This is a genomic window from Lachnoclostridium sp. An181, from assembly GCF_002160325.1.
In the GTDB taxonomy this organism is placed as follows: domain Bacteria; phylum Bacillota; class Clostridia; order Lachnospirales; family Lachnospiraceae; genus An181.
In genome coordinates this window covers 23,819-47,820 of the sequence record NZ_NFKJ01000008.1, presented here as the reverse complement: position 1 = coordinate 47,820, position 24,002 = coordinate 23,819, and the positions used below count along the sequence as shown (strand labels likewise).

Here is a 24,002-nt window from a genome sequence, read left to right as displayed (position 1 = left end):
TATCAAATATTATTCAATATACCATCATTTCCTTTGACTGTCAAAACATTTGCTCTTCCTATCACATGCCTTTTGAGACATCCGCACATGTTTTCATGGCCTCGATCACTGCACTGCGCAGTCCCTTCTCCTCAAGCTTTCTGACTGCCTGGATCGTTGTGCCGGCAGGTGAGCAGACCATATCTTTTAATTCCCCCGGATGCATACCTGTCTCAAGCACCATTTTGGCACTGCCAAGTACTGCCTGAGCAGCAAATTTGTACGCCTGCATCCTTGGCATCCCGCACATAACAGCCGCATCCGCCATAGCCTCAATGAACATAAATATGTAAGCCGGTGAACTTCCGCTGACTGCCACGACTGCATCCATGAGCCGCTCAGGGATCACCTCCACTTTTCCGAAACTTTCCATGATCCTGCACACCATCTCCAGTTCCTTCTCTGACACCTGCTCATTTACACACACAGCTGTCATCCCCTCTCCTACAAGTGCCGGAGTATTTGGCATGGAGCGCACAAGTTTTACTTTCTTTCCAAACTTCTCTTCCAGCCATTCCAGCGTCTTTCCCGGTGCAATCGCAACAATGATCTGTTCTTCTTTGATACTGGAACTGATCTCTTCAATAACCTGCTCATAAAACTGCGGTTTCACAGATAAGAATACAACGTCCGACTCCATTGCCACCTGAACATTATTTTTTGCAATCTCTATGCCGTATGTTTCCTTGGTCCTCTCACGCCCTTTTTGCGTGGCATTGGAACCGATGATTTCCTCAGGTTTTACACACCCGTTCTTAATAATTCCACCGATCATAGCGCCTGCCATATTACCGCATCCAATAAATCCAATCCTCATTTCAATCTTCCGCCTCCATTTTTCATTCTTTTTCAAACATATCATGATTACCGGAGGTTGTCAACGCAGGTCCTGCATTCCATACCCTTCAAAACCCGCAAAGCTATTCCCATCCCCTGACAAAAAACAAAGACAACGTGTCGGCTTTTGCCGGCACGCTGTCCTTTTTTTATTTTGCTACATGATTACTCTGATTGTCTGCGTCATTGTTCATGTCATCTTCTACGTTGTCCTTGATATCCTCAGCGCCTTCTTCCACATCACGAACCCCATCCTTCACGGCATCCCCCGCATCATCGGCCATGTCTTTCAGGTCATCACCTGCATTGCCGTTGTCATTGCGGTTTGTGGTATCCTCTCCGCTTGTGGCACCATTCATATAGTCGCCGTTGTCAGCCTTATCGCCGCAGCCGGATAATACGCCAAGCATTCCAACGCACAACAAAAGTACTGCTGCTTTTTTCCATTGTTTCATAGCGATTCTTCCTTTCTATAAAAGTATCTGCTACTACTGTTTACAGAATCGGAAAAAAATATACGCTTTTTTAAAATTGAATCACATCGCTCATATCGTAAAGCCCAGGCTGCTTTCCTGCCAAAAACTTTGCTGCTTCCAGGGCGCCTTTTCCAAAAACTGCTTTTGAATATGCGGTATGTTTAAATTCCACTACCTCGTCAGCTCCTGCAAAGATCACTTCGTGATCCCCGACAATGGTTCCCCCGCGCACTGCAGAGATGCCAATCTCCTTTTTATCACGTTTTTGACGCACTTTACTTCTGTCATACACATATGTATATGCATTGTCAAGTGCCTCATTCACCGAGTCCGCAAGCGCCAGCGCTGTACCGCTTGGTGCATCCAATTTCTGATTATGGTGTCTCTCCACAAGCTCAATATCAAATCCTGCCGGTGCAAGAATCCCTGCCGCCTCTTTTAAAAGTTTCAAAAGCATATTGATTCCAAGAGACATGTTCGCTGAGCGCAGTATTGCTACATTTTTTGATGTCTTCTGCACCATTTCAAGCTGCCCATCGGAAAGTCCTGTGGTGCAAAGTACTACAGGAATACCTTTCTTTTCGCAGTACTCTAAAAGTCCATCCACTGCTCCTGCATTGGAAAAATCGACAACCACATCTGCCTGTACATCACATGTCTCAATACTTTCAAACACAGGGTACTCATTCGTCACCCCCGTATAGCTGTCCACGCCTGCGACAATTTCAATTGCGCTGTCTTCTTTTGCCAGCTTTGTGATCGTCTGTCCCATATGACCATTGCAGCCGTGCATAATCATCTTTATCATATTTATCTCCTTCGGTCGTACTTTAACCTATTTTTCTAACTGAATTCCAAAGTCACGCATCGCCTGCGCAAGCTGTTCGGTATGTTCTTTTGTAAGCTCTGTCAAAGGCATGCGAAGACCTCCGACTTCCATTCCCATAAGATTAGCCGCCATTTTCACAGGGATCGGATTCACTTCGCAGAACAGTTTGTGAATCAGCGGCAATGCCTTCAACTGCAGAGCACAGCTGCCTTTTACATCCCCCTTGAAGAAAAGTTCACAGATGTCATGCGTCTCTTTTGGCGCAATATTTGCAAGCACAGAAATCACACCCTTTCCGCCAAGTGACAAAAGCGGAACAATCTGATCGTCATTTCCGGAATACAGGTCAATGTTTCCGTCTGTCAGATTCATGATATCTGCAACCTGAGAAATATTTCCGGATGCCTCCTTGATTCCCACAATATTGTCGATCTCCTTTACCATGCGGGCCATGGTGGCTGCCTCCACATTGCATCCGGTTCTGCTTGCCACACTGTAAACAATGATCGGCGCTGTCACCTCATCTGCAACAGCTTTGTAATGTTCAAACAATCCCTGCTGAGTCGCTTTATTGTAATAAGGAGTCACAATCAGAAGACCATCCGCCCCGTACTCGGACGCCTCCTTTGACATCTGAATCGCTGTCGCTGTGGAATTGGAACCGGTTCCGGCAATTACAGGAATCCGTTTCCTTGTGTAATCGATTGTATGTTTGATGCAGTCTATGTGCTCCTCCTCTGTCATTGTGGCGGACTCTCCCGTTGTCCCACAGATAATGATACTATCCGTCCCGTTTTCACAATGATAGTCTATCAGCTCATCCAGTTTATCATAATTGATACTTCCATCCTCATGAAATGGAGTGATGATCGCTACGCCTGCTCCAGTAAAAACTGCCATTGTAATCCTCCTTACTTTCTCTTTCTTTATCGTTTGATTTTAACATTTATAGAACTATCTGTCAATCTTCCATACATTCCAGTTTGCTCACGGAAACCTCGTATGCCGTCCTTTTTTCGGTCTCTGTCTCCGTAATTTTCTTTATATATTCTCTGCTCTGAATTCTTCCTAAAATCTGTACATGTTCCCCCACTTCAAAACCAGAGGCAAATCTTGCATTTCTTCCCCAGCAGATACATGGTATGTAGTCCGATTTCCCATACGGCCGGTTTACAGCCAAGAGCAGATCCGCAATTTCTCTTCCAAGAGGTGTCTTGCGGTAGACTGGTTTTTTACATATGTACCCGTCTAAAAGAATGGTATTCGTCTTCGCTCCGTCCAGTTCCTCGTCAATAAACTCAATCTCCCTGACAAATACGGAGAGCACAAGATGATTCTTCTGTTCCTCATGGCGATTGTAGGAGCGGAACTGTCCGCTTGCCATTATATAACACCCTGTGTAATCCTGCTTGACATCAATCAGCCTCTCTGAGATCATCAATGGTATTCTGTCATCTGAATTGCTCAGACGTTTCACAAGTACATCCACCATATAAAACCCTTCTCCAAAAACCTCATGGCTGAATGTGAAGCCTGTCGCAATCTCTCCCATAATGGTTACCTGGTTGTTTGCAATAATCTTATCCGACATGAATTTATTCTCCCTTCCTCTTCGTCGTATTTTTTAGTCACTACTTAGTTTATGAACCAGGAACTTCATTTAGAACTAAAACTTGTAAATTTTAAAAAATGTGATACACTATATTCGTTGCGGCAAAAGCCGCTTAATATAGGTAGAAAGAAATAGTAGAAAAGGACTTGAAAATATGAAAACAATACGTGAAGATATCCGCAATATCGCCATTATCGCCCATGTAGACCACGGAAAAACCACTCTGGTGGACGAACTGCTCAAGCAAAGCGGCGTGTTCCGTGAAAATCAGGAGGTCGCTGAACGCGTCATGGATTCCAATGCCATTGAACGTGAAAGAGGTATCACGATCCTCTCCAAAAACACTGCTATCTCCTATAAAGGTACAAAGATCAACATTATCGATACCCCCGGACACGCTGATTTTGGCGGAGAAGTAGAGCGTGTCTTAAAGATGGTAAATGGTGTGATCCTTGTCGTGGACGCATTTGAAGGCCCAATGCCTCAGACAAAGTTTGTTCTGAGAAAAGCTCTGGAATTGAAACTGCCTGTCATTGTCTGCATCAACAAGATCGACCGTCCTGAGGCAAGACCTGATGAAGTCATTGACGAAGTGCTGGAACTTTTCATGGATTTGGATGCCTCGGACGAACAGCTGGACTGTCCGTTTGTATACGCATCCGCAAAATCCGGTGTGGCCCTTTTGGACCTTAGCGATGATCCAAAGAACATGATTCCGCTTTTTGACACTATTCTCGACTATATCCCGGCACCTGAAGGGGACCCGGATGCCGGAACCCAGGTGTTGATCAGCACCATTGACTACAACGAATATGTGGGGAGAATCGGCGTTGGAAAAGTGGACAACGGCACCATCTGCGTCAACCAGGATGTCGTTGTTGTCAACCATCATGATCCTGACAAACAGCGCAAAGTCAAAATCAGCAAACTTTATGAATTTGACGGCCTTAACAAAGTAGAAGTAAAAGAAGCCGGAATCGGCTCCATTGTTGCCATCTCCGGTATCGCAGATATTTCTATCGGAGACACGCTCTGCTCCCTGGAAAATCCAGTACCGATTCCATTCCAGAAAATCTCCGAGCCTACTATAGCCATGCAGTTTGTCGTAAACGACAGCCCGTTTGCCGGTCAGGAAGGAAAATTTGTCACTTCCAGGCACCTGCGCGAAAGGCTGTTCCGGGAATTGAACACAGATGTCAGCCTGCGCGTGGAGGAGTCCGACAACACCGACAGTTTCAAAGTCAGCGGCCGCGGGGAACTCCATTTGTCCGTGCTCATCGAAAACATGCGCAGAGAAGGGTATGAATTTGCAGTCAGCAAGGCTGAAGTTCTTTATAAAAAGGATGAAAACGGAAAGCTTTTGGAGCCAATGGAACTTGCATACATCGATGTTCCGGAAGAATTTACCGGAACAGTCATCGATAAGCTGAGCCAGCGCAAAGGTGAACTGCGCAACATGGGCATGTCAAACGGCGGTTACACACGTCTGGAATTTTCCATTCCTTCCAGAGGCTTGATCGGCTACCGTGGAGAGTTTTTAACTGACACAAAAGGAAACGGAATCCTCAACACAAGTTTCGATGGATATGCTCCTTACAAAGGGGACATCTCCTACCGCAAGCAGGGATCCCTCATCGCATTTGAGACCGGAGAATCCGTCACATATGGTCTTTTCAGCGCTCAGGACCGGGGTACGCTATTTATAGGCCCTGGAGAAAAAGTTTACTCCGGTATGGTAGTGGGGCAGAACGCAAAGACCGATGACATTGAAATCAATGTATGCAAGACCAAACATCTGACCAACACCCGCTCTTCCAGCGCAGATGAAGCTCTGAAACTAACACCGCCCCGTATTTTAAGCCTGGAAGAAGCACTTGACTTCATTGAAACGGATGAACTTTTGGAAGTTACCCCTAAGTCTCTTCGTATCCGCAAAAAAATACTGGACCCAAAAATGAGAAAAAGGAGTCAGAATAAATAATGGATTTTTTACGTCTGCTGGAAGAGGTCCGTTCCCCGTTCGGGGAACGGTTTTTCCAGTTTATCACACTTTTTGGAGAAGAACTTTTTATTCTCCTCATCATCTGTGCCCTGTACTGGTGCGTTGACAAACGCTTTGCCTACCTTGTAGGTTTTGTCTATTTTACAGCAGGTCTTGCGGTACAGACGCTCAAAATCACTTTCCGCGTTCCAAGGCCTTGGGTACTTGATCCTGATTTTTCCGCAGTGGATAGCGCCATTCCCAGTGCAAGCGGTTACTCTTTCCCAAGCGGCCACACGCAGGGGGCTGCCTCACTGTTTGCTCCTCTGGCTATCCGGACGCAAAAAATGTACTTACGCATTTTTTACATGCTGATGTTTTTCCTTGTTGGATTTTCCAAGATGTATCTTGGCGTACACACGCCAAAAGACGTCTGGATCTCCATGGCGCTCTCCCTTCTGGCTGCATGTCTTGTATTCCGTTTTCAGGACATCCTGCTAAGTCAAAAACATACGCCAAAAATTTCCCTTGCGCTCGCCCTTTTCTCCTTTCTGACTGCTCTCTACGCCTGGCTGTTATTTTCCAAAGGCATCCTGGCCTATGAGTTTGCATCGGATTGCCTTAAAGCAGCCGGTGCAGGGGCAGGATTTGCAGCAGGATTTTATCTCGAGCGCACCTACATTGATTTCGGAATCTACTGCTCCTCCATCCCAAAACAACTCCTGAAATTATTTCTGGGCCTTTTGGGCGCACTTGTCATCAAACTGGGGTTCGGGCTTATAGGCGCAGAAAATCTTGCCCTGGAAATGCTATCCTACTTTGTTCTGGTTCTCTGGGTACTCGTGATCTATCCATTTTGTTTTACCAGACTTCAAAAATGATTTTGTGAAAATTATATAAACAAAAGCTCTTTTTGCTGTACGCTGATGGACAAGTATGTTATAATAATCCTAACTTAATAGAAAAGGAGTTGAGCTTATGAATTTTATCATTAGTGGAAAAAATATCGAGGTAACACCTGGATTAAGGTCAACCATCGAAAAGAAATTAGGAAAGCTGGAACGCTATTTCACTCCTGAGACAGAAATCATTGTAACCTTAAGCGTAGAAAAGGACCGCCAGAAAATCGAGGTCACAATCCCTGTAAAGGGTACGATCATCCGTTCTGAGCAGGTAAGCAGCGACATGTACGTTTCCATCGACCTTGTTGAGGAGGTCATCGAAAGACAGCTCCGCAAGCATAAGACAAAATTGACTGCAAAACATCACGAAGAAGGTCCGTTTACTTCCGCGTTTTTGGAACCGGAAGAAAGTGATCTCCCGGAAGATGAAATCCGCATCGTCCGCACCAAACGTTTTGGCATCAAGCCAATGTTCCCGGAAGATGCATGTGTACAGATGGATTTGCTTGGACACAACTTCTTTGTATTCTGTAATGCAGAGACCGATGAAGTTAATGTGGTTTACAAAAGAAAAGACAATTCTTATGGATTGATCGAACCTGAATTTCAATAATAAGTTCAAAAAGGAGTTCCCAAAAAGGGAACTCCTTTCTACTTGTTATGCGCTGCTGCGCTTTTCTCTTTTCTCTCGTCATCATCGTCATCCTGACGCCATTCTCCACTTTCCTGTTGTTCCAGACAAGACCGTATCGCCTCGTTAAGGGACAGCATCCTTTCATCCAGCTCTGAAACCATCAAAGCACATTCTTTCAAATCTCTGCTGATATACTCCGGTGCATTTCCCTCAAATTTATAATAAATCTTGTGCTCCAGGCTGGCCCAGAAATCCATTGCAATCGTCCGGATCTGAATCTCCACTTTCGTATCCACAACACTGTCTGAAAGAAATATCGGCACAGACACAAGCATATGGTAACTTTTATATCCACTGTTTTTTGGATTTTTAATATAATCCTTGATAGACAGAACTTTCAGATCACTTTGATTTCCTATCATCTCCGCAAGACGGTAGATATCTGATGTGAACGAACAGATGAGCCTGACTCCTGCAATATCGTTGACATATCGGACCATATTCTCAATGGACGTCTCATGCCCGTTCCTTTTTAATTTTTTTACTATACTTTCCGGAGACTTGATACGGGTCTTAATGTACTCTATCGGATTATAACGATGAACATGTTTGAATTCTTCATTCAAAATTTCCAGCTTTGTCTCTACTTCTTTCAAAGCTGCGTTGTAAAGAAACATAATGGTCTTCCAACTGTCAACATCCTCGTAATTTTTAATCGCTGCCTCCATTGGTTTCACTCCTTTTATGCGCATTTAATCAAAGATGCAGACCTCGCCCACATACTTTTATTATAGCATATGCAGCTTTAAAAATCACAGTTTTCATGCTTTTTTAAGATTTAACAGACCACTAACAGTCCAGTTTCATGTCCCCGAATTGAATCCAATTTCTTTTCCTCATAATTTCTGATATAAACAGTGTGACGATCGCCGGAAGGATAAACTGGATGAGCAGGATCTTTATCAGAACAACGGCTGCCCCTTCTGCTCCCACCATGGTCTGCCAAGTCATGATCGGGCCTACCAGGCCCGCGGTCCCCATCCCCGAGCCCGTGGCATTGTTTGTCATATGAAACACCAAAGTACCAATCGGGCCAAGTATGGCGCTTGAGAGTATGGCCGGGAGCCAGATGATCGGTTTTCTCACAATATTGGGAACTTGCAGCATGGATGTACCTATGCCCTGCGCAAGAAGTCCGCCTATTTTGTTTTCCCGGTAACTCGCGACCGCAAACCCGACCATATTACAGCAGCATCCGACTGTAGCTGCACCTGCGGCAAGCCCGGACAGGTTTAAAATCACCCCAAGAGCCGCAGAACTGATAGGCAGAGTGAGGATCATGCCCATGAGCACAGAGACAATGATCCCCATCAGGAGCGGCTGCTGCTCTGTTCCCCAATTGATCAAGGACCCCAGCCACTGCATGAATGCAGAAATCGGAGGCCCCACAGTAAGTCCTACACAAGCGCCGGATCCAATGACGATAAGAGGCGTCACCAAAATATCCACCTTTGTCTTTCCTGACACCAGTTTCCCGATTTCAATACCCACATAGGCTGCAAGAAATGCTCCCAAGGGCTCCCCTGGTCCGGACAGCACAATGGCTCCTTCCATCAGCACGGTCCCATTCAGTATCTGGCTTGCAAAAGCCCCTGACATTCCAGCTATCGCTGCTGAAATGACCACAAGAGGCGGGGCCTGGAATCTGCACGCCACTCCGACTCCAATCCCCGCACCGGTCATGGCTGCGGCAACTTTTCCTGTCAAAAATATCAGGTTCCCCAAATCTCCCCCCGCAAATGTACCTATCTGCTGGATAATCGTTCCAATGATGAGCGTGGCAAACAACCCCTGTGCCATGCCGCTCAATCCGTCAATCAATACATGATTTGCCCATTTTTTTAATCTTTTCATCTCTGACTCCTTTACACGTTTTATTACAGATGTCTTGTCAGCTTTTCGATTGTACCACAGATGAACGCAAAAAATCAAGAGCAAGGTATTTTGAATTTGTCTTTTCCTCTTTCCCCTGCTATAATACTACTGTTTGATCACGTCCGATCGCGAAGGAGGGATTCATTTGTTCCGCTTATGGGGAAAAATATGGAAAGACAACCGCATGGTAAAGGATTTCGTTGTCTGTGATGACAGCAATGAGACACGCACTCACAAAATTTTTCTTGCCCTTGAAAAAATCTGTTATGAATTTGACCTGAGCAAGCCAATCTGGCTGGATGCCAATATCGATGAGTTTAAAAGACATGACAAGACCCGGTTTTCCGGAGATAATTTTGTGGACAACATTGACTTCGACTATCTGGAGATCCAGATTATCGAAGAATAAAGATACTCCCCTCCACAGAACAGGAAGTCAATAAAACCTGTTCTGTGGAGGGGAGTATTTTATTTGTCTGATTTCCGCTTTAACTTGTCTGCTGTAGAATTTCCTCCGCTATATTTCTGGAGTGGTCTGATACGCGCTCCATACAAACCAAAGCATCCAAAAAAACAACGCCCGCCTGCGTACTGCACTCATTGTTTACCAGTCTTTCCATATGACCGGCGCGCATGGTAATCTCCAAATCGTCTGCTCTTGTCTCCTCCTCAATTACTTTAAAGGCGCAAGAACGGTCTTTGTTTTTAAACGCTTCCAGCGCAAGATCATAACTTTTCACGCACACTTCCATCATACTTTTTAACTGTTCTTTGGCTGTCCTTGTAAAATCAGACTCAATTTGAGCAAGCGTTTCGGCAAACTCGGCAAAATTCTCACAGTAATCCCCCACCCTCTCCATATCGGAAAGGATCTGAAGGAGACTGGATGCCTGTTTATTCTCTTTTTCGCTGAGCGTCATTGCTGAGAGTTTGACTGTGTACTCTGTGATCTCTTCACACATCCTGTCCACCATGTCCTCCTCTTCTTTGATCGTCTGAATTTGCTTTTTGTCCAGGGAGAAAATGACATCTTTTGCACAGTGCAGGGAATTTTTCACAAGCTCACCCATACGGGCAGTCTCACTCACTGTTGACTGCAGGGCAAGACCCGGAGTCTCCAACATTCTCTCATCCAAATGTACGGCTCTGTGCACAGTATTTTCTTCCTCTTCCACTCTGCTAAGTTTCTTTGCCAGTACAATGATCCAGTTTGATACTGGAAAAAGAATCAAAGTTGTGCCGATATTGAAAATTGTATGTGCGGCACTGATCTGCGTCTGTGTGATCATTCCTTCCCCAAGATGCGGAAATGCAACTTTGAAAATAATAATGGCAACCACGCTGAATATCACTGTCCCGATAATGTTGAACAAAAGATGCATTCTTGCAGCCACTTTGGCGTTTTTCTTTGCCCCAACACTGGAAAGCATTGCCGTCACACAAGTACCAATGTTCTGCCCCATGATAATATAAATAGCTGCACTGAACGGCACAAGCCCTGCTGCCGCAAGACTCTGAAGGATTCCGACAGACGCAGAGGAACTCTGAATGATCGCAGTAACCACAGCTCCTGCAAGAATTCCAAGGAAGGGATTAGTTCCAAGTGTCACAAACACGTCCCGGAACACTGCAGAATCCTTCAGAGGCTCCACTGCAGATGACATAGTCGTGATACCTACAAACAGAATTCCAAATCCAATGATAATGCTGGACACATCCTTGGAAGAATGCCTTTTTCCGGCCATCATCAAAATGACACCTGCCATAATGGCGATCGGAGCCAGGTTTGCCGGACTTAAAAATTTTGCCCACTCCACACTGGACACAAGCCATCCTGTAACTGTAGTTCCCACGTTTGCGCCCATGATAACGCCCATCGCCTGTGACAGGTTCATGATCCCTGCATTTACAAATCCTACAACCATGACTGTGGTTGCCGAAGAACTTTGAATCACAGCAGTGATCACCGCCCCCAGCAATACTCCAAAAAATTTATTTTTCGTCAACGCCTCAAGAAGGGATTTCATCCTGTTTCCGGCCGCATTTTCCAGCCCCTGCGCCATAATCTGCATCCCATAGATGAACATTCCAAGACCTCCGACGAATGGAATGATAATATTCATATTCTACTCTCTTCCTCCTGTGCATACTATATTGGTATCATACCCAAAAACAGGTGCAGATATCTTTTTTTCTGCACCTGTTTTTCTTCTGTCTATTCATTCACTTTTACTTCATTCATCACCTTTACAAAACGGTCAAACAAAAATCCTGTGTCCTCCGGTCCCGGGCAAGCCTCCGGATGAAACTGAACCGTATAGATATTCTTTCCTGTGTAAGCAAGTCCTTCGTTTGTCTTGTCATTGACATTGATAAAAGATGGGACTGCAATCTTTGGATCCAAATTGTCCGTGTCAACCACATAGCCGTGATTCTGAGAGGAGACATAACATCTGCCTGTACTCAAATCTTTTACAGAATGGTTTCCGCCGCGGTGGCCGTATTTCATTTTATGTGTATCTGCCCCCGCCGCCAGTGCCATCAGCTGATGTCCAAGACAGATTGCAAACACCGGAATATCGGAATTATATATTTTCTTAAGTTCCTCAATGATGGAAGTACATTCCTTCGGGTCTCCCGGTCCATTTGTGAGCATAATACCATCCGGCTTGTCCGCAAAAATCTCCTTTGCCGGCGTAAGTGCCGGGTATACCGTTACATGACATCCTCTTTTTCTGAGAGACTGAATGATATTGTCCTTCACCCCAAAATCCATGACCGCTACTTTCGGCCCGTCTCCCGGGTACACCTCTTTTTCCTTGCAAGTAACCATCTCCACGACTTTTCCGGTCTTATACGCCTTTAGTTTTGGGAGAATTTCTTCCAGGTTATAGTTTTCATTTGTGGTAATCATACCGTTGACCGTTCCGTTCTCTCTTAAAATTCTTGTAAGAGAACGTGTATCTACACCTGCTATTCCTGGAATATCGTATTTTTTCAAAAAGTTATGGATGGAATCTACACTTCTGAAATTACTTGGGATCCCGGAAAACTCTTTTACAATAAATCCGCTCACCCACGGATTTTTGGACTCCATGTCTTCATAACAGATTCCGTAATTCCCAATCATTGGATAGGTCATCGCTACTGCCTGCCCTGCATATGAAGGGTCGGTCATTACTTCCAGATATCCTGTCATGGATGTATTGAATACAATCTCACTGATAATTTCTCTTGTGGAACCTACGCTTGTCCCGGTATATACTTGGCCATCTTCCAATATTAGAAAAGCTTTCATCTCATCACCTTTATTCCTTTCTTCTAATGTTCTATTTTAACTGCTCTTGTTTCATTTGTACACAATTATTTTAAAAAATTTTCCTTTGCAATTTTTTGCACAATCTTACCTTTACAATTTTTTTTTGAACTGCTAATATTACAAAGTAGCAAATGAGCAACATCCATAAAATTTAAAATAAAAGGAAGGTTTACTATGCAGGAATACAACGCTTATGAAACTGGTTTAAAAGAGGAATGCGGCGTCTTCGGTATCTATGACCTGGACGGCCACAACGTGGGTTCATCCATTTACTACGGACTTTCTGCCCTTCAGCACCGTGGACAGGAATCATGCGGAATTGCAGTCTCAGACACCTACGGACCAAAAGGTGTGGTAAATTCCTATAAAGGACTTGGCCTTGTTAATGAAGTATTTAAGGAAAGCGACTTGAGAAAACTTAAGGGAAATATCGGAGTGGGACATGTGCGTTACTCCACTTCCGGCGCGACCACTTTGGAAAACGCCCAACCTCTCGTTTTGAATTATATCAAAGGAACTTTGGCACTTGCACACAACGGCAATCTTGTCAATGCGCTGGACTTGCGCCACAAGCAGGAATATTCTGGAGCAATCTTCCAGACAACCATAGACTCAGAGGTCATTGCCTACTCCATTGCCAGAGAACGCATCAATTCCAAAACTGTGGAAGAAGCCGTACTCAAGACAGCAAAACAAATCAAGGGAGGCTATGCGCTTGTCATCATGAGCCCGAGAAAATTGATCGCGGTCAGAGATCCATTCGGTTTAAAACCGCTCTGTCTTGGAAAAAGGGATAATACCTATATTGTAGCATCGGAAAGCTGCGCTCTTTCGGCTGTTGGTGCAGATTTTATCCGGGATATCCATCCGGGCGAGATCTTAACCATCACAAAGAGCGGCATTCATTCCAACCTTGAGCTGCAGCAGGAAAAGAAAGCCCACTGTATTTTTGAATACATCTATTTTGCAAGGCTGGACAGCAAGATTGACGGTATCAGCGTCTATGATTCCAGAATCCGGGGCGGCGCCGCGCTCGCCAAATCCTACCCTGTGGACGCAGACCTTGTTGTTGGCGTTCCGGATTCCGGGCTTGCCGCAGCAAAAGGATATTCAGAGGAGTCCGGTATCCCATTTGCTCTTGCCTTTCACAAAAACAGCTATATCGGAAGGACCTTCATCAAACCAACGCAGGAAGAACGGGAATCAAGTGTAAAAATCAAGTTGAGTGTGCTGGAATCCGTTGTGCGCGGAAAACGTATCGTGCTGGTGGATGATTCAATCGTAAGGGGTACAACCATGGCAAATCTGATCACCATGATGAAACAGGCCGGAGCGAAAGAAGTACATGTGCGTGTAAGCTCTCCACCGTTTTTGTATCCTTGTTATTTTGGAACTGATGTGCCATCCAACAAACAACTTATCGCCTACAAACACACTCCGGAAGAAATTTGCGAGCTCATCGGCGCGGACTCCCTTGGATATATGAAAATCGAGGATTTGCAGGAAATGGTCGGAGGACTTCCTCTTTGTATGGCATGTTTCAACAACGATTATCCGATGGAAGTGCCAAAAATAAATTTACGCGAAAACTTTACATCCATGTAAAAACAAAAAACACAAAAAGGACTGCCGGGCAGCAGTCCTTTTTTCTTCTATATCCTCTATTTATAATACCTGTCAATATACTGACTGGCAGCAATGGCTGCCACTGCGCCGTCCGCCGCTGCTGTGGTGAGCTGTCTGACTTCCTTTGTCCTGCAGTCTCCTGCGGTAAAAATACCGTTTGCAGACGTATGACAGTCCTCACTGGCCAACACATATCCTGCTCCATCCAGTTTTACCACATCTGCGAACCTATCGTTGGAAGGCGCCTGACCAATGGCCACAAAAATCCCTTCCACTGAGAGTTCCCTTTCCTCTCCTGTTTTCACGTTCTTAATCTTGACTCCCTCTAGAAGGTCGTCTCCTTTCAATTCCTCCACAACACTGTCCAGAACAAACTCCACATTTTCCTTTGCTTTCAGTGTGGAAACCAGGTGTTCCTCCCCTCTGAAGGCATCCCTTCTGTGAATAAGGTATACCCTCCTGCAATAGGATGAAAGAAAAATCGCATCCTGAAGCGCTGTGTTTCCGCCGCCCACAACAGCAGTATCCATTCCTTTAAAGAACGCACCGTCACACACTGCACAATAGGATACCCCTGCACCGACAAACTCTTCTTCTCTTTTGACTCCAAGATGACGATGTTTTGCTCCGGTTGCAATGATGACTGTTTTGCACGGGATTTCACCCTCATCACTCACGATTACTTTTTTGTCCTTTTCATTACGTATTGCTTTCACAGCTGTAAACCGCGTCCCTGCACCCAGATTCATAGCCTGCTCCAGAAGATTGTTCGCAAATTCACTCCCGCTCATGGACGCAATGCCCGGATAATTTTCCACATGAGGTGAGACAACGATCTGTCCACCGACTGCCCCCTCCTCTATCAGCAACACACTTTTTCCTGCACGGAGTCCGTAGATCGCTGCGGTCATCCCCGCAGTCCCGGCTCCGATGATTCCTATATCATACATGGGGATTCCTCCTTTGATTTCCATTTTCTGTTTCTATTATACGCACAAGCCTACATCTCTTCTGTAACCAAATCACAGTGTTCCTTCTTATAGTTCCCAGCAAACAGTTTTATATTAGAAAGATTTCCTATTTTCTGAATATGCTCTTCCGATGAAACGATCAATGTCGGTGCCTGGCGGATGAGATACTTGCCTGCAAGGTCTTTCTCCTCCTCAGCATCCACCACACGGTACAAAATACCTGCCTCATCGAGAAATCTTTTTGCAGCTTTGCAATTTGGACAGCGCTTTGTCGTAAACAACATAGCCTTTGTCTTTTTACAGAACGCCTCCTGTGGCCGATATACCTTTCTTTCCCTGAACTCCTGTATCTTTCCATCATTCCAGTTCTGGACCGGTCTGTAATATCCGGTTATCCTGCTGTACACCTCTGTGTTCTGCCCACAATGCGGACAGACGTACTGTTCTCCGGAAAGATATCCGTGCTCCCTGCACACCGAGTAAGTTGGAGAGATGGTGTAGTAAGGCAGCTTATAATTCTGTGCAATCTTCCGCACAAGAACTGCTGCAGATTTCCAATTTGGAAGTTTTTCTCCGAGGAATGCGTGGAAGACTGTGCCTGACGTGTACAGTGTCTGAAACTCATCCTGGATGTCCAGAGCCGCAAACATGTCTTCTGTGTAACCAACAGGCAGATGGGAACTGTTCGTATAATAAGGCGTCCCCCCATCCCTCGCCGCAGTGATAATATCCGGAAACTGCTCCACATCGTGTTTTGCCAGACGGTATGTTGCAGACTCCGCCGGTGTTGCCTCCAGATTGAATAAATCTTTATATTCTTCCTGATAATCCGCCAGCCTCTCCCTCATATGATTCAACACCTGCTTTGTAAACTGCCAAGTCTCTTCATGCGTCATGTCCTTCCTTATCCAGCACGCGTTGAGACCTGCCTCATTCATCCCCACAAGCCCGATGGTGGAGAAATGATTATCAAAGGAGCCAAGATACCGTTTTGTGTACGGGTAGAGTCCTTCCTCCAAAAGCCTTGAAATGATCGTCCTTTTTACATTGAGGGATCGCGCACAGATGTCCATCATCCTGTCCAGTCTGTGGTAAAATTCTTCTTCGCTGCCGGACAAGTAGGCAATCCTTGGCATATTGATCGTCACAACCCCGATAGACCCGGTGCTCTCACCGCTGCCAAAAAATCCCCCTGATTTTTTCCGCAGTTCTCGCAAATCCAGCCTCAACCTGCAGCACATACTGCGGATATCGCTGGGCTCCATGTCACTGTTGATGTAATTGGAAAAATATGGAGTCCCATACTTTGCCGTCATTTCAAAGAGCAGGCGGTTATTTTCACTCTCAGACCAGTCAAAATCTTTTGTAATAGAATAAGTAGGAATCGGATACTGAAAACCTCTTCCATTGGCATCTCCCTCTATCATAATTTCAATGAACGCTTTGTTCACCATATCCATCTCTTCCTTACAGTCACCATATGTAAAGTCCATCTCTTTCCCGCCCACGATCGCAGGGAGCTTTGTCAGATCATCGGGCACTGTCCAGTCAAGGGTAATATTGGAAAACGGTGCCTGTGTCCCCCACCTGCTAGGTGTATTCACTCCATAGATGAACGATTCAATGCACTTTTTCACCTGCTCATATGTAAGGTCATCTGCCTTAACAAATGGAGCAAGATATGTGTCAAAAGAAGAAAATGCCTGTGCACCTGCCCACTCATTCTGCATAATTCCTAAAAAATTGACCATTTGATTGCAAAGTGTGGAGAGATGCTTTGCAGGGGAGGATGTAATTTTTCCGGGAATCCCTCCAAGCCCTTCCTGGATGAGCTGCTTTAAAGACCAGCCGGCACAGTATCCGGTAAGCATAGACAGGTCATGGATATGAATATCGGCATTTCTGTGCGCATCCGCAATCTCCTCATCGTATACTTCCGACAGCCAGTAATTTGCTGTAATGGCACCGGAGTTGCTCAATATCAATCCTCCGACAGAGTAGGTGACTGTGGAATTTTCCTTTACTCTCCAGTCTGACGCCTTCACATAATTGTCCACGATCTCCTTATAATCCAGCAAGGTAGATTTCATGTTCCGGATCTTTTCCCTTTGTTTCCGGTACAGGATATACCCTTTTGCCACATCCGCATACCCTGCCTGCACGAGCATATTCTCCACGCTGTCCTGAATATCCTCCACTGCGATTAGAGCCTCTTTGATCTTTGGTTCAAAATCCGCTGTGACTTTCAGTGCCAGCATATCAATGATACTTGGATGGAACTGCTTTCCCTGCGCCTCAAATGCTCTCATGATCGCTGTTCCTATTTTTTTTAAATCAAATTCTACAATCTTACCATCTCTTTTTCTTACCTGATACATGATTTCCCGCACCCCTTTCGTCCAAATCCGTAGTTCCATTGTATCACCCGATTTCTCCCCATGTCAATGCGCAATTACAACATATAGTTGTTTTTACATTTATTATATACAATATTTTGTTTTATTCCACTCCTCTTATCTCCACACATTCTACATAAGGAGCAGCCAGGGCAGCCGCCTTCTCCATCCATTCTTTTGAGTGTGCGTGCAAGCCTTCCATCAATACATCCCCGGAATCAACAAACTCCTGCAGATACCATGCATCTGCTCCGGCTATCCACCTTGCCATCTCCTCCACATCCTCCATCTGATGAAGTTCCTTTACAAGCGTTGTTCGAAATTCGTACGATATTTTTGAATCCATGATAATCCCTCTGCTCTCCTCTATCCTTCCCAGATCCAAATCTGCAGCACCGGCTGTTTTTCTGTATTTTTCTTTTGAGTTCTTGATATCCATGGCCACATAATCCAAAAGTCTTTCATTCAAAAATTTCCCGAGTTTCTCCGGAAAACTGCCGTTCGTGTCCAGTTTTACAAGGTATCCATTTTCTTTGATTCTCCTGATCAAAGATTCTGTGTGCGGGTGCATCATAGGCTCCCCGCCGGAAATACAAACACCGTCCAGGATACCTCTTCGCTTTTCCAAAAATGCAAAAAACTCATCTTCCCGCATAGCCGCCCGCTGCCCATTCCAGTACACAAGGGATGCATTGTGGCAGAATGGGCACCGAAAATTACAGCCTCCCAAAAAAATTGTACAGGCTGTATATCCAGGGTAATCCAAAAGTGTCAATTTTTGTATTCCATCTATCTGCATCTGTTCCCACCATCCATTCCAGAACATCATAAATTCTTCTTATAAAATGGTATAAAAATACCGCCACATATCCATGTGACGGCCGTAACCCCTTACTTTTCTTCTTCCATTCTTTCCAGTTTTTCTTTCACGCATGTATTGATAAACTCTGTCAGTGTCCGATATCCGTTTTCTTTGGATATCTTTGTCAATTCTTCCTTCCGCCCTTTGGGAACAAGAATCGTGATACGGTCGTAATTTTGTTTCTGATAGTTGTTAATGTACGCAAACGCTCTCTTTTTATCCATACGCTCATCTCCTTTTTATTATTATAACTTATTCCCCACTACCGGGCAATCCCTTTTTCTTTTTCCAGTAAGATCAGCGCTTCTTCTGCGTCCCTGCACACATGCCATATCAATTTATCCAACTCCTTTGGCGGCTCCACAAGATCCGGTATCACGATCGTCCTCATTCCCGCTGCATGGGCAGCCAAAATACCGGAGGGCGCATCCTCAAGCGCCACTGCATCCTTTGGATTTACCTCAAGTTCCTTACATGCCAAAAGGTAACATTCCGGATCCGGCTTGCTGTTTTTGACCATTGTCCCGTACACGAACGTATCGAAATACATATACAGTCCTGCCTTTAAAAACAGCTCCTTCGCATAGTCCTCGCTGGAGGAAGTAGCAACCGCCAGCTTATAACCGTTCTTCTTTGCATACCCGAGAAGACCTCGGATTCCTTTCTTCACCGGAACTCCGTCTTTTTCCACCAGTTTTCTAAAGTACATTCTCGTCTTCCTGGCAAACTCCTCTTCGGGAAAATCCGGCGAAATATGTGCACGAAAAAACTCCATCCGTCTTTTTCTGTTGAATCCAAGTGTGCGGTAGATGACTTTTCCCATATCTGGAAGACCAAGCTCTTCACCTGTCAGCTGCCAGGATTTCTGAACAATCCTCTCTGAATCGAAGATGAGACCGTCCATATCAAATACCAGTGCCTGTATCATTAGAATTCAATCTCCTTTGCAGTGCAGTCATTCAAATATGAGACCGCATCCTCCAGTTTCTGCAGCACCTGCTGACGCTCCTCCCATTCTTCCCCTTTGAGCTCTTTTCTCACAAGGCAGACCTTTACATGTTTTAATTCTTTGATCAACTCACTGTTCATAACCATCCTCCCTTTCCTCGCGTACAAATGTATGGATTCTGATACTTCTATCTTAACAGTACAGAAAAGTGATTTCAAGAAAACGGAAGGAATGTAATATATTATTAATATTTTAATCCTCAAATATGCGTATTTCTTTGTACACCTCTGCAAAATAACAGAATGTTTCCCTCTCCATTTTTGCCTGTCCGTTTGTCTTTTCCGTGATCTCTGACTCCACGTTTCCAAGCATTTCTTCCGGTACAAGAACGGACAACAGCACTTCATCCGTGTATTGGGTGTCCACAATATGAAGTTTTCGCTGCCCGCAGACATACTGTATTTTTCCAAATCCCGTGTAGTCTGTGCGGATGTTCAGTCTGCATCCCGGCGTCTTTGTAATAACACAACTTGCCTGCAGGCCAGCTTGTGTGGCTTTGGAATAGGCCCTCACAAGTCCTCCTGTGCCAAGCAATGTTCCCCCAAAATATCTTGTCACCACAACTGCTGCATTTTTTATCTCCTCCCCAAGTAAGACATCCAGCATCGGTTTTCCTGCCGTGCCCTGAGGTTCCCCGTCATCGCTGCATCTTTGAATCTGTGCATGCTTTCCGATGACATAGGCGAAACAATTGTGTGTGGCATTCCAGTATTTTTTGCGCATCTCTTCAATGAACGCAATGGCCTCCTCCTCGGAAGAAACCTGCCTCACAGTTGCGATAAAGCGGGATTTCTTTTCTATGATCTCATCTTCGCCTCCAAAGAAGACGGTTTTGTATTCTTGTCGATTCTCCATATATTTACATCCTTTCTCTGCTATTACTATACCAGGAACCTTCCCTTTTTCTCAACATTTTCTTAAGATTTCCCACAGACTCTGTGAAGTTTTTAAATTCCGCTTTATTTCAAAACTGTTCTTTGCTATAATAGCGTGGTATAAAGGAGGTAACTGTCCATGAATTATGGCAAAAAAAGCGCGGCAAAAAAACAACGTGTCATTACTTCAAAATCAACAATGAAAAAGAAACGAAGGGGAGTCCGTGCTCTTAAGGTAATTTTAGTCACTTTCCTCATTCTTTTTGTTGCAGGAGGAGTCACTGGCGGTCTTTTTTTGAAAAAAATCATTGATGATGCACCGGATATCACCCCGGCGAGCGTAAAACCTGAGGGATTCGCCTCCATTGTATACAATCAGGACAATGAAGAGATCCAGCGTTTTGTGGAATCGGGTTCCAACCGAATCTACAAGACCATTGACGAAATTCCCAAGGATTTACAAAATGCATTCGTTGCAATTGAAGATTCCCGTTTCTACAGCCACAATGGCGTGGATCTGCATGGAATTCTCCGCGCAGCATTTGTAGGTATCACCCAAGGTAACTTTTCTGAGGGTGCGAGCACAATCACACAGCAGTTGATCAAAAACAATGTATTTCCGAACTTTGTGGACGAACAGACTTTCTGGGACAGTCTGGAGCGTAAGATTCAGGAACAGTATCTTGCATTAAAAATTGAAAAACAGATGAGCAAAGAGGAAATCCTTGAAAATTATATGAACACCATAAACCTTGGTCAGAACACACTCGGAGTACAGTCCGCTTCCATGCGCTACTTTAATAAAGATGTCTCCGATCTGAATCTGTCCGAATGCGCTGCCATCGCAGCCATTACCCAGAATCCGGGGAAATACAATCCAATTACCAACCCGGAGAAAAATGCTGAGCGCAGACGTAAAGTACTCAATTCCATGTATGAGGAAGGATACATTTCCGAGGAAGAGCTCAATGAGGCTCTTGCAGATGACGTGTACGCCAGAATCCAGACCGTGAACACGGAAATTCAGGAGGAATCTCCATATTCCTACTTTATTGATGCACTCTCCAACCAGGTGATGGATGATCTTTGTGAGCAGCTTGGTTATACGGAGACACAAGCGCACAATGCTGTCTACAGCGGAGGTCTTTCTATCTTCGCAACACAGGACGCACAAATGCAGAAAATCTGCGATGAAGAGCTCTCCAATGACAGCAACTATCCTTCTTTGAAGGAGGTCGGACTATCCTATGCCCTCACTGTTAAAAAATCAAATGGTGAGACCATAAACTACAGTCAGGCTGACATAAAAAAATATGTGAAAGATATCCATGGGGACAAATACGGGCTGGTGTTCAGTTCTGAGGACAAGGCGCGGGCGATGATCGAAGAGTGGAAATCCACGGTCGTAAAAGATGGCGATGAAGTACTTGGAGAGGTTATCACCCTGACTCCTCAGCCGCAGGCATCCGTTGTTGTTATGGATCAGTATACCGGTCATGTGAAAGCGTTGACCGGAGGCCGTGGAGAGAAGACAAGCAGCCGCAGCTACAATCGCGCCACAGAATCAAAACGTCAGCCTGGTTCCTGTTTTAAGATTCTTTCCACCTATGCACCCGCTCTGGATGTGAAAGATTACACACTGGCAACTATGATAAAAGACGAGCCTTATTCTTACAAAAACGGAACTCCTGTCAAAAACTGGTGGGGGAATTCCTATAAAGGCAACATGAGCGTTCGTTCCGCAATTGAACAATCCGCAAATATTATTGCAGTAAAAACACTGACCGATATTACGCCGGAACTTGGATTTGAATATTTGGAAAAATTCGGATTTTCCACTTTGGTCCGCAGCGATGAACGCCAAGGTGAAATTTTCTCTGATATCAATCAGCCTCTGGCTCTGGGGGGGCTCACCGATGGTGTTTACAATATTGAGATGACGGCAGCCTATGCAGCCATTGCAAATAGCGGGGTGTACACGAAACCAATTCTGTACACAAAAGTTTTAAATCACGACGGGGAAGTGCTTCTTGACAATGAGACTAATCCTACGACAAAAACTGTGATCAAGGAGTCCACGGCAGCGCTTCTGACCAATGCCATGGAGGATGTGGTGACTGGTTCCAATGGTACAGGACGCCGCGCAAAACTGGACGGCGGCATGCCGGTTTCAGGCAAAACCGGTACCACTACTTCTGATGTGGATATCTGGTTTTCCGGATTTACTCCTTACTACACCTGCTCTGTGTGGGCTGGCTATGACGACAACAAACCTTTGACCAACAGCACTTTCCATCTCAAAATCTGGAAATCTATTATGGACCGGATCCATAAAGATCTTCCTCACAAAGACTTTGAGATGCCTGCATCTGTTGAAAAGAGAAATGTCTGCACGATTACCGGAGAACTCGCAACGAGCAGCTGTCCATCCAAAACAGAATATTTTGCAACAGGAACCATACCTGATACATGCAGCGGACATCGTTCTTCCAATAAAAATACAAATAAAAAAGACTCTGAAAAGGACGATAAGAAAAATGGGGAGGAAAACGGATCCGGCTCTTCATCTGAACAGGGCCCAACAACATCCGGATCCGGACATTCACAAAACAATACCTCCGGGAATCCTTCCTCAGGAAATTCTCAGAACAACTCAGAAAACAACAATAATACAGACAGCAGCGGCACGGGAACGCATTAGAAAATAAAAAAATCACTGTGGAAAATGTCCACAGTGATTTTTTTATAGACAGTTTTTAATTTAATACAAGTTTTGCGGCTCCGCAAATTCCTGCATCGTTTCCAAGCTGCGCAAGTGCAAACTTCACAGATTCATTTGCAAAAAATACTCTCTGTCTGAAATATTTCTCCACAAAAGTCAACAAAATCTCTCCTGCCTTTGAAACTCCTCCTCCGATAACGATAACAGAAGGATCTGTCAAAACAGCAATATTGGCAAGCGCATAGCCCAGATATTTTCCAAACTCTTCCGCCACTTCAATGGCAAGGGCATCTCCTTCTTTTACTGCATCAAACACTGTTTTGGCGCTGACTTCTGTCTCTCTCAACTTAGACGGATTATCATCTTTTTTCAGGCGCATATTGGCGAGCCTTGTGATTCCTGTTGCAGATGCATATTGCTCCAGACATCCTCTGTTGCCGCATCCGCATTTTTCTTCTTCCTCATAATTCACACATATATGGCCGATTTCTCCGCCTGCACCGTGTGCTCCCCCGAGAATTTTTCCGTCAATGATGATTCCGCCGCCAACACCAGTGCCCAGCGTGACCATGACCATGTTTTTATTTCCAAGGCCACCGCCCTTCCACATTTCGCCAAGAGCAGCTACATTCGCATCATTTCCCACTTTTACATTGATGTCTGTGTACTCTTCCAGCTCATGTTTCACTTCTTTATATTTCCATCCAAGATTTGCACTTCCGTTCACAATTCCATTTTCAGAAACCGGTGCCGGAACGCCAACTCCAATTCCAAGAACATTCTCTTTTTCCAGCTTATACTTTTCCATCTTTTCCTTTACAGATGCCGCAATATCCGGAAGAATAGCTGCTCCTTCATTTTCCACTCTTGTCTTGATCTCCCATTTGTCAATCACTTCTCCGTTAAATTGGAACAATCCCATCTTGATAGTTGTCCCTCCGATGTCAACTCCAAAACAATAATTCATCACTCTTCCT

General features: G+C 44.9%; 23 protein-coding genes. 6 read left to right on the top strand and 17 right to left on the bottom strand.

Features of this window, described 5'->3' with window-relative positions; genetic code table 11:
• Positions 1-61: 61 nt before the first annotated feature.
• The 5 genes from proC to B5F18_RS06730 form a co-directional block, all read right to left on the bottom strand.
• On the bottom strand, positions 62-856 hold the full coding sequence (gene proC, locus B5F18_RS06750) for a pyrroline-5-carboxylate reductase (RefSeq protein WP_087156915.1): 795 nt from the start codon (positions 854-856) through the stop codon (positions 62-64).
• Between the two features lie 169 nt (positions 857-1,025).
• Complete coding sequence (locus tag B5F18_RS06745) at positions 1,026-1,331, bottom strand: hypothetical protein (RefSeq protein ID WP_087156914.1); 306 nt, start codon at positions 1,329-1,331, stop codon at positions 1,026-1,028.
• Between the two features lie 70 nt (positions 1,332-1,401).
• On the bottom strand, positions 1,402-2,160 hold the full coding sequence (gene dapB / locus B5F18_RS06740) for a 4-hydroxy-tetrahydrodipicolinate reductase (protein ID WP_087156913.1): 759 nt from the start codon (positions 2,158-2,160) through the stop codon (positions 1,402-1,404).
• Positions 2,161-2,187: 27 nt separating this feature from the next.
• Positions 2,188-3,081: a 4-hydroxy-tetrahydrodipicolinate synthase gene (gene dapA, locus B5F18_RS06735; RefSeq protein ID WP_087156912.1), complete on the bottom strand. Its 894-nt coding sequence runs from the start codon at positions 3,079-3,081 to the stop codon at positions 2,188-2,190.
• 61 nt (positions 3,082-3,142) lie between these two features.
• Positions 3,143-3,772, bottom strand: a complete 630-nt coding sequence (locus B5F18_RS06730) for a single-stranded DNA-binding protein (protein ID WP_087156911.1) — start codon at positions 3,770-3,772, stop codon at positions 3,143-3,145.
• Positions 3,773-3,947: 175 nt separating this feature from the next.
• Between B5F18_RS06730 and typA the strand changes: the two genes are divergently transcribed.
• The 3 genes from typA to hpf all read left to right on the top strand — a co-directional run bounded on the left by typA (position 3,948) and on the right by hpf (position 7,289).
• Positions 3,948-5,774, top strand: coding sequence for a translational GTPase TypA (typA, locus tag B5F18_RS06725; RefSeq protein ID WP_087156910.1), 1,827 nt, complete (start codon positions 3,948-3,950; stop codon positions 5,772-5,774).
• Positions 5,774-6,655, top strand: coding sequence for a phosphatase PAP2 family protein (locus B5F18_RS06720; protein ID WP_087156909.1), 882 nt, complete (start codon positions 5,774-5,776; stop codon positions 6,653-6,655). The genes typA and B5F18_RS06720 overlap by 1 nt, the downstream gene beginning before the upstream one ends.
• A 97-nt stretch (positions 6,656-6,752) precedes the next feature.
• Positions 6,753-7,289, top strand: a complete 537-nt coding sequence (gene hpf / locus B5F18_RS06715) for a ribosome hibernation-promoting factor, HPF/YfiA family (RefSeq protein ID WP_087156908.1) — start codon at positions 6,753-6,755, stop codon at positions 7,287-7,289.
• Positions 7,290-7,327: 38 nt separating this feature from the next.
• Here the strand turns inward: hpf and B5F18_RS06710 are convergent, their stop codons facing one another.
• Entirely contained in the window at positions 7,328-8,038 is a 711-nt protein-coding gene (locus B5F18_RS06710) for a GTP pyrophosphokinase (protein ID WP_087156907.1), read from the bottom strand.
• A 121-nt stretch (positions 8,039-8,159) separates the two neighbouring features.
• Positions 8,160-9,224 carry a PTS transporter subunit IIC gene (locus tag B5F18_RS06705; protein WP_087156906.1) on the bottom strand — a complete coding sequence of 355 codons (1,065 nt, stop codon included), beginning with the start codon at positions 9,222-9,224 and terminating at the stop codon, positions 8,160-8,162.
• Between the two features lie 166 nt (positions 9,225-9,390).
• Between B5F18_RS06705 and B5F18_RS06700 the strand changes: the two genes are divergently transcribed.
• On the top strand, positions 9,391-9,654 hold the full coding sequence (locus B5F18_RS06700) for a hypothetical protein (protein ID WP_087156905.1): 264 nt from the start codon (positions 9,391-9,393) through the stop codon (positions 9,652-9,654).
• A 79-nt stretch (positions 9,655-9,733) separates the two neighbouring features.
• On the opposite strand, the gene B5F18_RS06695 is transcribed toward B5F18_RS06700, so the two are convergent.
• Both B5F18_RS06695 and B5F18_RS06690 read right to left on the bottom strand, forming a co-directional pair.
• The gene (locus tag B5F18_RS06695) at positions 9,734-11,368 is read right to left on the bottom strand and encodes a Na/Pi cotransporter family protein (RefSeq protein WP_087156904.1); all 1,635 of its coding nucleotides are present in this window, start codon (positions 11,366-11,368) and stop codon (positions 9,734-9,736) included.
• A gap of 92 nt (positions 11,369-11,460) precedes the next feature.
• Positions 11,461-12,543 (bottom strand): carbamoyl phosphate synthase small subunit, encoded by a 1,083-nt coding sequence (locus B5F18_RS06690; RefSeq protein WP_087156903.1) that lies wholly within the window; start codon positions 12,541-12,543, stop codon positions 11,461-11,463.
• A 195-nt stretch (positions 12,544-12,738) separates the two neighbouring features.
• Between B5F18_RS06690 and purF the strand changes: the two genes are divergently transcribed.
• The gene (gene purF / locus B5F18_RS06685) at positions 12,739-14,169 is read left to right on the top strand and encodes an amidophosphoribosyltransferase (protein ID WP_087156902.1); all 1,431 of its coding nucleotides are present in this window, start codon (positions 12,739-12,741) and stop codon (positions 14,167-14,169) included.
• A gap of 56 nt (positions 14,170-14,225) precedes the next feature.
• On the opposite strand, the gene trxB is transcribed toward purF, so the two are convergent.
• The 7 genes from trxB to B5F18_RS06655 form a co-directional block, all read right to left on the bottom strand.
• Positions 14,226-15,140, bottom strand: coding sequence for a thioredoxin-disulfide reductase (gene trxB / locus B5F18_RS06680; protein ID WP_087156901.1), 915 nt, complete (start codon positions 15,138-15,140; stop codon positions 14,226-14,228).
• A gap of 50 nt (positions 15,141-15,190) precedes the next feature.
• Positions 15,191-17,539, bottom strand: coding sequence for a ribonucleoside triphosphate reductase (locus tag B5F18_RS06675; RefSeq protein WP_087156969.1), 2,349 nt, complete (start codon positions 17,537-17,539; stop codon positions 15,191-15,193).
• Positions 17,540-17,660: 121 nt separating this feature from the next.
• Complete coding sequence (locus B5F18_RS06670) at positions 17,661-18,386, bottom strand: anaerobic ribonucleoside-triphosphate reductase activating protein (protein WP_242955818.1); 726 nt, start codon at positions 18,384-18,386, stop codon at positions 17,661-17,663.
• Positions 18,387-18,448: 62 nt separating this feature from the next.
• Positions 18,449-18,643 (bottom strand): hypothetical protein, encoded by a 195-nt coding sequence (locus B5F18_RS06665; protein WP_087156900.1) that lies wholly within the window; start codon positions 18,641-18,643, stop codon positions 18,449-18,451.
• Positions 18,644-18,681: 38 nt separating this feature from the next.
• Positions 18,682-19,347: an HAD family hydrolase gene (locus B5F18_RS06660; protein ID WP_087156899.1), complete on the bottom strand. Its 666-nt coding sequence runs from the start codon at positions 19,345-19,347 to the stop codon at positions 18,682-18,684.
• Positions 19,347-19,508 (bottom strand): hypothetical protein, encoded by a 162-nt coding sequence (locus B5F18_RS12595; protein ID WP_204217093.1) that lies wholly within the window; start codon positions 19,506-19,508, stop codon positions 19,347-19,349. The genes B5F18_RS06660 and B5F18_RS12595 overlap by 1 nt, the downstream gene beginning before the upstream one ends.
• 112 nt (positions 19,509-19,620) lie before the next feature.
• On the bottom strand, positions 19,621-20,283 hold the full coding sequence (locus B5F18_RS06655; protein WP_087156898.1) for a YigZ family protein: 663 nt from the start codon (positions 20,281-20,283) through the stop codon (positions 19,621-19,623).
• Between the two features lie 159 nt (positions 20,284-20,442).
• Between B5F18_RS06655 and B5F18_RS06650 the strand changes: the two genes are divergently transcribed.
• A complete protein-coding gene (locus B5F18_RS06650) occupies positions 20,443-23,004 on the top strand; it encodes a transglycosylase domain-containing protein (protein ID WP_087156897.1) in 2,562 nt (853 codons plus the stop codon).
• A 55-nt stretch (positions 23,005-23,059) separates the two neighbouring features.
• Here B5F18_RS06650 and B5F18_RS06645 read toward each other — a convergent pair whose 3' ends face one another.
• Positions 23,060-23,992 carry an ROK family glucokinase gene (locus B5F18_RS06645; RefSeq protein ID WP_087156896.1) on the bottom strand — a complete coding sequence of 311 codons (933 nt, stop codon included), beginning with the start codon at positions 23,990-23,992 and terminating at the stop codon, positions 23,060-23,062.
• Positions 23,993-24,002 lie beyond the last annotated feature (10 nt).